Annotated in this window: 11 protein-coding genes and 1 pseudogene; 5 read left to right on the top strand and 7 right to left on the bottom strand. The window is 71.0% G+C overall.

Going from position 1 to position 11,006, the window contains the following annotated elements; translation table 11 throughout:
• Positions 1 to 251: pseudogene (locus RT323_RS07680) on the top strand (hypothetical protein); the annotation flags it as partial.
• 9 nt (positions 252 to 260) lie between these two features.
• On the opposite strand, the gene RT323_RS07675 reads toward RT323_RS07680, so the two are convergent.
• Positions 261 to 965, bottom strand: a complete 705-nt coding sequence (locus RT323_RS07675; protein ID WP_313406661.1) for a hemolysin III family protein — start codon at positions 963 to 965, stop codon at positions 261 to 263.
• A 91-nt stretch (positions 966 to 1,056) separates the two neighbouring features.
• Here RT323_RS07675 and RT323_RS07670 point away from each other — a divergent pair, with 91 nt between their 5' ends.
• The 3 genes from RT323_RS07670 to RT323_RS07660 all read left to right on the top strand — a co-directional run bounded on the left by RT323_RS07670 (position 1,057) and on the right by RT323_RS07660 (position 4,796).
• Positions 1,057 to 1,818 (top strand): isoprenyl transferase, encoded by a 762-nt coding sequence (locus tag RT323_RS07670; protein WP_313406658.1) that lies wholly within the window; start codon positions 1,057 to 1,059, stop codon positions 1,816 to 1,818.
• 208 nt (positions 1,819 to 2,026) lie between these two features.
• Positions 2,027 to 3,337: a PhoH family protein gene (locus tag RT323_RS07665; RefSeq protein WP_313406655.1), complete on the top strand. Its 1,311-nt coding sequence runs from the start codon at positions 2,027 to 2,029 to the stop codon at positions 3,335 to 3,337.
• A gap of 151 nt (positions 3,338 to 3,488) precedes the next feature.
• Positions 3,489 to 4,796 carry a DUF2079 domain-containing protein gene (locus RT323_RS07660; RefSeq protein ID WP_313406652.1) on the top strand — a complete coding sequence of 436 codons (1,308 nt, stop codon included), beginning with the start codon at positions 3,489 to 3,491 and terminating at the stop codon, positions 4,794 to 4,796.
• 79 nt (positions 4,797 to 4,875) lie between these two features.
• Here the strand turns inward: RT323_RS07660 and RT323_RS07655 are convergent, their stop codons facing one another.
• From RT323_RS07655 to glpX, 4 genes are all read right to left on the bottom strand, one after another.
• Positions 4,876 to 6,270 carry a class II fumarate hydratase gene (locus RT323_RS07655; protein WP_313406649.1) on the bottom strand — a complete coding sequence of 465 codons (1,395 nt, stop codon included), beginning with the start codon at positions 6,268 to 6,270 and terminating at the stop codon, positions 4,876 to 4,878.
• Between the two features lie 87 nt (positions 6,271 to 6,357).
• Complete coding sequence (locus tag RT323_RS07650; protein ID WP_313406647.1) at positions 6,358 to 6,954, bottom strand: methyltransferase domain-containing protein; 597 nt, start codon at positions 6,952 to 6,954, stop codon at positions 6,358 to 6,360.
• A gap of 67 nt (positions 6,955 to 7,021) precedes the next feature.
• A complete protein-coding gene (locus tag RT323_RS07645) occupies positions 7,022 to 7,945 on the bottom strand; it encodes an alpha/beta fold hydrolase (RefSeq protein ID WP_313406645.1) in 924 nt (307 codons plus the stop codon).
• Between the two features lie 4 nt (positions 7,946 to 7,949).
• Complete coding sequence (gene glpX, locus RT323_RS07640; RefSeq protein ID WP_313406642.1) at positions 7,950 to 8,957, bottom strand: class II fructose-bisphosphatase; 1,008 nt, start codon at positions 8,955 to 8,957, stop codon at positions 7,950 to 7,952.
• Between the two features lie 76 nt (positions 8,958 to 9,033).
• Between glpX and RT323_RS07635 the strand changes: the two genes are divergently transcribed.
• Entirely contained in the window at positions 9,034 to 9,564 is a 531-nt protein-coding gene (locus RT323_RS07635) for a DUF4245 domain-containing protein (protein ID WP_313406639.1), read from the top strand.
• On the opposite strand, the gene RT323_RS07630 is transcribed toward RT323_RS07635, so the two are convergent.
• Together RT323_RS07630 and xseA are read right to left on the bottom strand one after the other, a co-directional pair.
• Positions 9,531 to 9,758, bottom strand: a complete 228-nt coding sequence (locus tag RT323_RS07630) for an exodeoxyribonuclease VII small subunit (RefSeq protein ID WP_313406636.1) — start codon at positions 9,756 to 9,758, stop codon at positions 9,531 to 9,533. The genes RT323_RS07635 and RT323_RS07630 overlap by 34 nt on opposite strands.
• Positions 9,751 to 10,974, bottom strand: coding sequence for an exodeoxyribonuclease VII large subunit (gene xseA, locus RT323_RS07625; protein WP_313406633.1), 1,224 nt, complete (start codon positions 10,972 to 10,974; stop codon positions 9,751 to 9,753). The genes RT323_RS07630 and xseA overlap by 8 nt, the downstream gene beginning before the upstream one ends.
• Between the last annotated feature and the right edge of the window lie 32 nt (positions 10,975 to 11,006).

The raw sequence follows: 11,006 nt of genomic DNA, 5'->3' as shown, positions 1-11,006 counted from the left end.
CCCTCGCTGCGGCCGAGGCGCTGCACGACGGGCCCGCCGAGGTGGCCGTGGTGGGCGAGGTCGGCGGCCCGATGCACCGCGCGGCGCTCGCGATGACCAGTCCCGGAGCGGTGGTCGTGGCCGTCGAGCGCCCTGGCTCGAGCGTGCCTCTGCTGGCCAGCCGCGAGGCAATCGGCGGTGCGCCGACGGCCTACGTCTGCCGGGACTTCGTGTGCAACCTGCCGGTCACGGACCCCACCGCGCTGGCGTAGGGGAGTCGGTCAGGTCTGCTGGCCGTAGACCAGCAGGCTCACGCCGATGTAGTGCACGATGAACGCCGCGATCGTCAGCGCGTGGAAGACCTCGTGGTAGCCGAACCACCGCGGGCTCGGATCGGGCCACTGGAAGGCGTAGACGAGGGCGCCGATCGTGTACAGCAGGCCGCCGGTCACCAGCATCGCGAACACGGCCGTCGAGGACGCGGCCATGAAGTCGGGCAGGTAGATCAGGGCGGCCCAACCGAGCGCCAGGTACAACGGCACGTAGACCCACCGCGGCGCCGACAGCCAGAAGACCTTGAACAGCACGCCCAGGATCGCGCCACCCCACACCAGGGTCAGCAGCACCGCGGTCTGGTTCGGCTCGAGCAACAGCAGCGAGAACGGCGTGTACGAGCCGGCGATCATCACGAAGATGTTGGAGTGGTCGAGCCGGCGCAGGACCTGCTTGGCCCGCTCGCGCCACGGCACGGTGTGATAGACGGCGCTGACGCCGAACAGCAACAGGGCGCTGATCATGAAGACCGCGATGCCGGCTCGTGCCTCGCGGCTGTCGGCCAGCACCAGCATGACCAGGAACGAGATCAGGGCCAGCGGCGCCGTGGCGGCGTGGAGCCAGCCCCGAAGCTTGGGCTTGATCTCCTGGACCGTCTCGCGCAGGCGTCCACCGACCTCGTCGACGATGGACTCGGGCTGGGAGGGCGGCATGGGGACAACGATAGTCCGCACTGACCAGCACGCGCGTCGGCGAACGCGTGATGGTCATCCCATCGCCATGACGGCCGCGTACTCTGACCCCATGCCCGTCAGCGATCTCCTCTACGGCGCGTACGAGCGTCGCCTCGCGAAGGGGCTCGATCCCGAGCGTCTTCCGCGCCACGTGGGAGCCATCGTCGACGGCAACCGGCGCTGGGCCAAAGGCGCCGGAACCGCGGTCGACCACGGCTACCAGGCCGGCGCCGACAAGATCAGCGAGTTCCTGGGCTGGTGCGACGAGCTCGGCGTCGAGATCGTCACGCTGTGGCTCCTGTCGACCGACAACCTGCGCCGCCCGGCCGAGGAGCTCGACGCCCTGCTCGTCGTCATCGAGCGGCTCGTCGAGGACCTCGCGGCGACGGGATACCGCCTCCGGCTGATCGGCAACCTCGACATGCTGCCGTCCGAGTCCGCCGCCCGGCTCAAGCGCGCCGTCGACCTGACGGCCGCGGTCAAGTCGCGCGTGTCCGTGAACGTGTGCGTCGGGTACGGCGGCCGCCAGGAGCTCACCGACGCGATGCGGTCGCTGCTGCTCGAGCAGGCCGGCAACGGCCGGACCCTCGAGGAGGTCGCCGCGACGCTCGAGGTCGACCACATCGCCGAGCACCTCTACACGAAGGGCCAGCCCGATCCCGACCTCGTGATCCGCACGTCCGGCGAGCAGCGACTCAGCGGCTTCCTGCTGTGGCAGAGCGTCCACTCGGAGTTCTACTTCTGCGACGCGCTGTGGCCGGCCCTGCGCCGGGTCGACTTCCTGCGTGCGATGCGCTCGTACGCCGCGCGTGAGCGCCGCTTCGGCGGCTGACGCCGGCGCGTCCCACAGCGTTCACGCGTTCGTCATCGACACGCCGCGAGCCCTCCCGACCCACGCGGTCCGGCAGTCGTACTTTCAGGGTGTGCCCATGCTCCAACCGGAGCCTTTCGGTCACCCGAAGGCTCAGGCCCACACCCACTAGGAGGGCTGGGCGCTGGGCGCGCGCACGGCTCTCGAGGAGACTGCCGTGGCTGCATCGATGAGCGTGACCCCCCGCACCGACCGCCGCACCTACGTGCTCGACACGAGCGTCCTGTTGGCCGATCCGGCCGCCATGGCACGCTTCGGCGAGCACGAGGTCGTCATCCCGGTCGTGGTCATCACCGAGCTGGAGGCCAAGCGCCACCATCCCGAGCTGGGCTACTTCGCCCGCAACGCCCTGCGTTTCCTCGACGACCTGCGGGTCCAGCACGGCACCCTCGACGTCCCGATGCCGATCGGGGACGAGGGCGGATCGCTGCGGGTCGAGCTGAATCACACCGATCCGCAGGCGCTGCCGTCCGGCTTCCGGCTCGGCGACAACGACACGCGGATCCTGTCCGTGGCCCGCAACCTCGCCGACGAGGGACACGACGTCGTGCTGGTCTCCAAGGACCTGCCGATGCGCATCAAGGCCTCCGCCGTCGGGATGAAGGCCGAGGAGTACCGCGCCGAGCTGGCGCTCGAGGCCGGCTGGACCGGCATGACCGAGCTCGACGTCGACAGCGCCGACGTCGACGACCTCTACGAGCACGGCCACGTCGACCTCGAGTCCGCGCGCGAGTTGCCCTGCCACACGGGGCTGGTGCTGCTCTCCGACAAGGGCAGCGCCCTGGGCCGGGTGACCGCTGACAAGCACGTGCAGCTGGTGCGCGGCGACCGTGAGGCCTTCGGGATCCACGGACGCTCGGCGGAGCAACGCGTCGCGCTGGACCTCCTGCTGGATCCCGAGGTCGGCATCGTGTCGCTCGGTGGCCGCGCCGGCACCGGCAAGTCGGCCCTCGCCATCTGTGCGGGACTCGAGGCGGTCATGGAGCGGCGCCAGCACCAGAAGGTGATCGTCTTCCGGCCCCTGTACGCGGTCGGCGGCCAGGAGCTCGGCTACCTGCCCGGCAGCTCCGAGGAGAAGATGGGCCCGTGGGGCCAGGCGGTGTTCGACACCCTCGGTGCCGTCGCCTCGCCGCACGTGGTCGAGGAGATCGTCGACCGCCAGATGCTCGAGGTCCTGCCGTTGACGCACATCCGGGGACGCTCGCTGCACGATGCCTTCGTCATCGTCGACGAGGCCCAGTCGCTCGAGCGGAACGTGCTGCTGACGGTGCTGTCGCGCATCGGCGCCAACTCGAAGGTCGTGCTGACCCACGACGTCGCCCAGCGGGACAACCTGCGGGTCGGCCGGTACGACGGCATCGTCGCCGTCGTCGAGAAGCTCAAGGGCCATCCGCTGTTCGCCCACGTCACCCTCAACCGGTCCGAGCGCTCGCCCGTCGCCGCGCTCGTCACCGAGATGCTGGAGGACGTGACCCTCTGAGCGCATGGCCGCGGGGGAGCGGTGACCCAGCGTCCGAATGGGCCCGTGAACGGACGCTGGGTCACCGCCCCACACCCGCCGCCGGGTCCTGCGCACCGATCGTTCGTCCCGATGGGTGCAAATCGCAGTTACCGACCGGTACGGTGACCGGGTGAAGCGATGGATGCCATGGGGCTGGGCCGCGATCGTCGGGCTGCTGTACTCACTGATCACCCTGTTGTCGTGGCGGCGGCTGACCGTCAACTCATGGGACAACGCGATCTTCGAGCAGGCGGTCAAGGCGTACTCGCGGTTCGAGGCGCCGATCGTCCCGGTGAAGGGGCCCGGCTACAACATCCTGGGTGACCACTGGTCGCCGATCGACGCGCTGCTCGCACCGCTGTACTGGCTGTTCCCGTACGGGCAGACGCTGCTGGTCGCGCAGGCCCTGCTGATCGCGATCTCGGTCGTGCCGGTCACGAAGCTAGCCGTCGACCGCCTGGGCGACCGGCTCGGCTGGACGATCGCGATCATGTACGGCTTGGCCTTCGGTTTCGGCGGCGCGGTCGTCGTGGACTTCCACGAGGTCGCGTTCGCCGTGCCGATCCTGGCCATGGCGGGCGTCGCGTTCGTCGAGAGGCGGTACAACGCCGCCATCGCGTGGTCGCTCGCGCTGTTGCTCGTCAAGGAGGACATGGGCGTCACGGTGGCGGCCGTGGGCGTCGCCCTGTTCCTGGCCGGCGAGCGCCGTCGTGGCCTGATCGTCGCGGTCACTGGGGTCGTGGCGCTCGTCCTGGTGGTGTGGGTGCTGATCCCGGCCTTCAACACCGGCGGCGGGTACGACTACACGGGCAACCTGGGTGGGGACGCGGGCGTCATCGAGACGCTCCTGACCGAGGCCGACCGCAAGATCCTGACGCTCGTGCTGACCTTGGGGATCACGGGCTTCGCGGCGCTGTGGTCGCCGTGGGCGGTCGTGGCCGCCCCGACGTTCCTGTGGCGCTTCCTCGGCTCGGTCGACTACTACTGGGGCACCGAGTGGCACTACTCGGTGGTGATCATGCCGATCGTCTTCGTCGCGATGATCGACGCGCTCGAGCGGAGACCCCGGCTGGAGTTCCCGGCCGTGGTGCTGGGCGCCGCGATCGGCGGCTACATGCTCGCAGGCGGTCCCGTCGTGAAGCTGCTCGAGCCCGAGACGTGGGACGAGTCCCCGCGTCGCGCCGCGATGCAGGAGGCGATCGCCACCGTGCCCGAGGACGCGGTCGTCGAGACCGACATCGGCGTCCTGAAGTACCTCACCGGCAGTCACGACGACGTGTACTGGATCGGCACGATCGGCGACGTCGTGCCGGACTACATCGTCTTCGACCGTGGCGTGACGGGTCAGGACCCGGTCGAGCACGGCGCCGAGCACGGTGCGGACTACGAGGTCGTCTTCGACCGCGACGGCTACGTCGTGGCGCGAAAGGTCGGCTGAGACGACGAACGCCGCTCGCCCCTGTCGGGGGCGAGCGGCGCGTCGTCCGGATCGCGGTGTGTCACGGTGACACACCGGGTCACGGGTGGGTCATGCTCATGACGTCCAGCGCGGAGTCGAGGTCGGCCTCGCTGATGTCGCCGCGCTCCACGTAGCCCTCCTCGATCACGACCTGGCGGATCGTCTTGCGCTCCTTGACGGCCTTCTTCGCGATCGCCGCGGCGTTCTCGTAGCCGATGTGGCGGTTGAGCGGGGTGACGACGGACGGGCTGGACTCGGCCAGCTCGCGGCAGCGTTCGACGTCGGCGGTGATGCCGTCGATGCAGCGGTCGGCCAGGGTCGTGGAGGCGTTCGCCAGCAGGCGCATCGACTCGAGGATGTTGCGGCCGATCACCGGCAGCATCACGTTGAGCTCGAACGAGCCCGAGGCGCCGGCGAAGGCGATCGCGGCGTCGTTGCCGATGACCTGGGCGCACACCATGAGCGTGGCCTCGGGCAGCACCGGGTTGACCTTGCCGGGCATGATGCTCGAGCCGGGCTGGAGGTCGGGCAGGTGGATCTCGCCCAGGCCGGTGCGCGGTCCCGAGCCCATCCAGCGCAGGTCGTTGTTGATCTTGACCAGGCTGACGGCGATCGTGCGCAGCTGGCCGGACATCTCGACCAGGCCGTCGCGGGCGCCCTGCGCCTCGAAGTGGTCGCGCGCCTCGGTCAGCGGCAGGCCCGTGCGCTCGGCGAGGATCTCGATGACGCGCTGCGGGAAGCCCTTCGGCGTGTTGATGCCGGTGCCGACGGCGGTGCCGCCCAGGGGGACCTCGGCGGTGCGGGGGAGCGAGGCCTCGACGCGCTCGATGCCGCGGCGGATCTGCGCGGCGTAGCCGGCGAACTCCTGGCCCAGCGTGACGGGCGTGGCGTCCATGAGGTGCGTGCGGCCGGACTTGACGACCTCGGCGAACTCGGCGGCCTTGGCCTCGAGGCTCTTCGCGAGGTGGTCGAGCGCCGGGATGAGGACCGTGAGGGCCGACTCGGTGGCGGCGACGTGGATCGAGGTCGGGAACACGTCGTTGCTCGACTGCGAGGCGTTGACGTGGTCGTTCGGGTGCACCTCGATGCCGGAGTTGCGCGTGGCGAGCGTCGCGAGCACCTCGTTGGTGTTCATGTTGCTCGACGTGCCCGAGCCGGTCTGGAAGACGTCGATCGGGAAGTGTGCGTCGTGAGTGCCGGCGGCGACCTCGTCGGCGGCGGCGACGATCGCATCCGCCATGTCCTGCTCGAGGATGCCGAGCTCGGCGTTCGCCGTCGCGCACGCGGCCTTGATCTGCGCGAGGGCGCGGATCTGGGCGGACTCGATGGGAGTGCCGGAGATCGGGAAGTTCTCGACGGCGCGCTGCGTCTGGGCGCGATAGAGGGCGTCGGCGGGGACCTTGACCTCGCCCATGGTGTCGTGCTCGATGCGCCACTGAGTGTTGTCGGTCATGGTTCGAACCCTAATGGGCCACGGGGACAGGGGACGATCGAGGTCGGGCCCGTGACGCGAGGTGCCGGTGTGTCCCGCGGGCGATCGCTACCGGCCGTGCGTGGCAGGCGCGTGCAGCGCCGTGAACGTCGCCGACCACGGCCGGCCGACCACCTGGGTCCCCGGTGGGAGCAGCGCCTTGAACTCGCGCAGCGACAGCAGGCGGGTGAACTCGGGGCGGCTGTCGCGCCACCGTCGCGACCAGTGGCGGAACGCGACCGCGGTGTGCGACTCGACGGGGAACCAGCGGTTGGGCGTGGTCATCACCCAGCTGCGGCCGACGCGCAGGTGCTCGGCGACGAACCGGCGCTGGTCGGCCTCGTCGCCGACGTGCTCGATCACGGCGTTGGCCAGCAGGACGTCGGCCGCCTGGTCGCGGAACGGCATGGTTCGCGCATCGGCCAGCACGAACGGCCACTGCGTCTCGGCCATGAGGACGTCGCACGCGGCGAGCACGGTGGTCCGCTCGGCAACCGCGCGCTCGACGATGCCCTCGTTCTCGTTCGTCCCGGGACTGCAGCCGATGAAGATCGACGTCCTCAGGCCGTGCCGGTCGAGGAACGCGCCGATCACCTCGGCCTTGCGACGACGGCTGCGGATGCTGAAGCGGAGGACGGCACGACGGCTCAGACGCTTGAGATCCATGCGAGAAGGATGCCCCACGCGAGGCGGTCCGCGGAGCCGAAATCAGCGACGTCTCACGACGGCGGCGTCAGCGGGCGCGAGCGGCGGTCGCCGCGATCGCGTCGGCGAACGTCTCGTGGAGCTGGGCGGGCAGGTCGTGGCCCAGCCCGGCGATCTCGAGGAGCTCGGCGCCCGCGATCGCGCGCGCCGTCGCGCGTCCGCCGGACGGGTGGACCAGGAGGTCGCGGGTGCCGTGGATGACGGTGGTCGGGACGTGCACCGCGCCGAGGCGCTCGGTCCGGTCGCGCTGGGTGAGGACGGCCAGCATGTGGCGCGAGACCCCGCTGGCGATCCAGCCGCGGTCGTACGTCTCGAGAGCGCGGGCGCGCGCGACCTCGTCGTCGGTGGGGAACGCGGTCGATCCCGTGAGCTTGCCGTTGCGCACCGAGTTCTCGGCGTACTCGGGTCGCGTGCGACCGACGGGCGTCAGCATCATGGGGATGACGCGCGGGTCGACCCGGCCCACGCGGCGGGCCCCGGTGGTGGACATCATCGAGGTCAGCGAGCGGACCCGCGCGGCGTGCTCGACGGCCAGCGTCTGCGCGATCATGCCGCCCATCGAGATGCCGACTACGTGCGCGTCGTCGATCTGGAGGTGGTCCAGCAGCCCGACCGCGTCATCGGCCAGGTCATCGAGGCCGTACGGCGCCGACTCCCGGCCGAGGAACGCCTTGACGACGTCCGACCTCGACACGCGGTGGTGGCGCAGCTTGGTCGAGCGGCCGGTGTCGCGGTTGTCGTACCGGACCACGAAGAACCCGCGCTCGGCCAGCAGCTCGCAGAACCCGGTCGGCCACCAGCCCATCGGGCCGCCGAGGCCCATGACCAGCAGGACGGCCTCGTCGGCGGGGTCGCCGAAGGTCTGGTGGCACAGGTCGATGCCGCAGGGCAGGTGCGCGAATGACTCCTCAGAGACCTCGACGGTCTCGCCGCGCACCGGCCCCTCGGTCATCGACTCAGTGCTCGTAGTCGATCGCGGAGTAGGCGTTGAGCTTCTGGAGGCGGTGCTCGCTGCGGATCGTGCGGATCGTGCCCGAGCGCGAGCGCATGACGATCGACTCGGTGGTGGCGCTGCCCGAGCCGTAGCGGACACCGCGCAGCAGGTTGCCGGTCGTGATGCCGGTCGCGACGAAGAAGCAGTCGTCCGCGGTGACCAGGTCGTCGGTGCCCAGGACGCGGTCCAGGTCGTGCCCGGCGTCGATCGCGCGCTGGCGCTCCTCGTCGTCCTTGGGGGTCAGCCGTCCCTGGATGACGCCGCCCAGGCACTTCATCGCGACCGCGGCGATGATGCCCTCGGGCGTCCCTCCGATGCCGAGCAGCAGGTCGACGCCCGAGTCGGGCCGGGCCGCCGTGATGCCCCCGGCGATGTCGCCGTCGGCGATGAACTTGATCCGGGCGCCGGTCTGGCGGATCTCCTGCACGAGGGCGTCGTGGCGCGGACGGTCGAGCACGCAGACCGTGACGTCCTCGACGGCGAGGTGCTTGGCCTTCGCGACGATCGCGATGTTCTCTGCGGCGGACAGCCGGATGTCGACCTTGTCGGCGGCCTCGGGACCCGCGATGAGCTTCTCCATGTAGAACACGGCCGACGGGTCGTACATCGAGCCGCGAGGGGCCACGGCCATGACGGAGATCGCGTTCGGCAGGCTCTTGGCCGTCAGGGTCGTGCCGTCGATCGGGTCGACGGCGACGTCGCACTCGGGGCCGTTGCCGTCGCCCACGCGCTCGCCGTTGTAGAGCATCGGGGCGTCGTCCTTCTCGCCCTCGCCGATCACGACGACGCCGTCCATCTCGACGGTGTTGATCATCGAGCGCATCGCGTTGACGGCGACCTGGTCGGCACCGTTCTTGTCACCCCGGCCCACCCAGCGGCCGGCGGCCATCGCACCGGCTTCGGTGACCCGGACGAGGTCCAGGGCGAGGTTGCGGTCGGGGGCTGCCTCAGCGGGCTTCAGTCGGTCCACGCGGTCATCGTAACGGCTGCGAAGGCTAGGCTTGCCGCGGCGACCAGCCCGCAGACCCCGTCAGGACAGGAGCACGATGAGCGGATACTCCCGCGGCAATCCGGCGATGGGCGACGTCGTGCGCTCGGTGCTGGTGCTGGGGGCCATCGTGCTGGCCCTGTGGTTCGTCGGCCGACTCGTCACGGTGACGCCGGACCAGCCCACCTCGGACGCCGACTGGCGCACCGCGGCCAGCGGGGTCGAGCCCCGCGCCGGCTTCACTCCGCTCGTCCCGCCCGAGCTGCCCGACGGCTGGCGCGCCACCCGCGCCGAGCTGGTCGAGGACCGCTGGCAGCTGAACGTCGTGACCCGGGACGGCGACTTCGTCGGACTGAGCCAGCGCCCGGGCGACGCGAAGACCCTGGAGCAGCTGGTCGAGGACCGGGCCGAGGCGAGCGACGCCGACGGCGCCGCGCGCATCGGCGGCAAGGCGTGGGAGGTGTTCACCTCGGGGGAGGACACCACGCTGGCGCGGGTCGTCGGTCGCGAGGCCGTCGTGGTGACCGGCTCGGCCCCGCGCGACGTCCTGCAGGACTACGTCGCGTCGCTGGTGCCGTTCTCGCCCTGAGCCGGGTCCAGACGGGCGCGTGCCCCGTCGAGCCATCGCTGGCACGCCTCGGCCAACGCCTCGCCGCGCTCCCACAGCGCCAGCGACTCCTCGAGGGTGGTGCCGCCGGTCTCGAGGCGCTGCACGATCGTGACGAGCTCGTCGCGGGCCTGCTCGTAGGACAGGTCGGCGGGGTCGGGCGTGGCTTCACTCATGCGGGTGCTCCTGCAGGTCGGTGACGCGGACGGTGGCCTGTCCGTCGGTCAGGTGGAGGACGAGGTCGTCGCCCGGCGCGATCGAGCCGACGGACGTGACCGCGTGGCCGCCGGCATCCAGCGCCACGGCGTAGCCGCGGTGCATCGTGGCCAAGGGGGAGAGGGCGCGGACGCGGGCCAGATGGTGGCCGATCTCGTCGTTGGCGCGGGTGAGGCGGGCCCGCATCGCCATCGCGGAGCGCTCGCGCTGGACCCTGACGAGGTCCTGCTGGGCGTCGACGAACGCCGACGGCGAGTTGAGCACGGGCCGGCTGCGCAGTGCTGCCAGTCCCGCCCGCTCGCGCTGGAGGTGCGCCAGGACCGCCTGGCGGGCGCGTTCGCGCGCCGCGGCGAGGCCTGCCATCTCGTCGCCGACGTGCGGCACGACGCGCTTGGCGGCGTCGGTGGGAGTGGACGCCCGCAGGTCGGCCACCAGATCGAGCAGGGGCACGTCAGGCTCGTGGCCGATCGCGCTGACGACCGGGGTCCGGGCGGCGTGCACGGCGCGGATGAGCGCCTCGTCGGAGAACGGCAGCAGGTCCTGGAGCGACCCGCCACCGCGGGCGATGACGATGACGTCGACGTGCTCGTGGGCGTCGAGCTCGCGCAGGGCGCCGATGACGGCCGTGGCCGACTGCGAGCCCTGCATGAGGGCGTGACGCACCTCGATCGTCGCGCCGGGCCAACGGTCGCGGACGTTCTGCAGGACGTCGCGCTCGGCGGCGGACTCCTTGCCGGTGATCAGGCCGATCGCGATGGGCAGGACGGGCAGGGGACGCTTCCACCGGGCCTCGAACAGGCCCTCGGCCGCCAGCAGCTGCTTGCGTCGCTCGAGCTGGGCCAGCAGCTGGCCCTCGCCCGTGGGACGGATCTCGAGCAGCTTGAGGGACAGGCGTCCCGTCGGGGCATAGAACTCGGGCCGCGCGTGCACGACGACGCGGGTGCCGTCGGTGACGGGAGTCTCGCCCGACTCGATCACCATGCGGGGCGCGATCGCGTTGAGGCTGAGGTTGGCCGCGAGGTCGCGCAGCGTCAGGTAGTAGGTGTTCCCGCTGAGCTTGGGCTGGACGACCTCGGCTTCGACCCACACCGCGCCGAGCTTGCCGATCCATCCCTGCAGGGCGAGCGAGATGGTGCGCAAAGGCGCGGGGGAGTCCGCACTCGTCTCGAGGGCCATGCGCCCCACCCTATGAGGCGGCTGCGACAGTG

The organism is Aeromicrobium sp., assembly GCF_032084975.1.
Lineage (GTDB): Bacteria > Actinomycetota > Actinomycetes > Propionibacteriales > Nocardioidaceae > Aeromicrobium.
This window is presented reverse-complemented; position numbering and strand designations above follow the sequence as displayed.

Excerpts from the sequence above, each read along its gene's own strand:
- RT323_RS07675 (WP_313406661.1), bottom strand. The coding sequence starts at position 965 with ATGCCGCCCTCCCAGCCCGAGTCCATCGTCGACGAGGTCGGTGGACGC.
- RT323_RS07670 (WP_313406658.1), top strand. The coding sequence starts at position 1,057 with ATGCCCGTCAGCGATCTCCTCTACGGCGCGTACGAGCGTCGCCTCGCG.
- RT323_RS07665 (WP_313406655.1), top strand. The coding sequence starts at position 2,027 with ATGAGCGTGACCCCCCGCACCGACCGCCGCACCTACGTGCTCGACACG.
- RT323_RS07655 (WP_313406649.1), bottom strand. The coding sequence starts at position 6,270 with ATGACCGACAACACTCAGTGGCGCATCGAGCACGACACCATGGGCGAG.
- RT323_RS07650 (WP_313406647.1), bottom strand. The coding sequence starts at position 6,954 with ATGGATCTCAAGCGTCTGAGCCGTCGTGCCGTCCTCCGCTTCAGCATC.
- RT323_RS07645 (WP_313406645.1), bottom strand. The coding sequence starts at position 7,945 with ATGACCGAGGGGCCGGTGCGCGGCGAGACCGTCGAGGTCTCTGAGGAG.
- RT323_RS07635 (WP_313406639.1), top strand. The coding sequence starts at position 9,034 with ATGAGCGGATACTCCCGCGGCAATCCGGCGATGGGCGACGTCGTGCGC.
- RT323_RS07630 (WP_313406636.1), bottom strand. The coding sequence starts at position 9,758 with ATGAGTGAAGCCACGCCCGACCCCGCCGACCTGTCCTACGAGCAGGCC.
- xseA (WP_313406633.1), bottom strand. The coding sequence starts at position 10,974 with ATGGCCCTCGAGACGAGTGCGGACTCCCCCGCGCCTTTGCGCACCATC.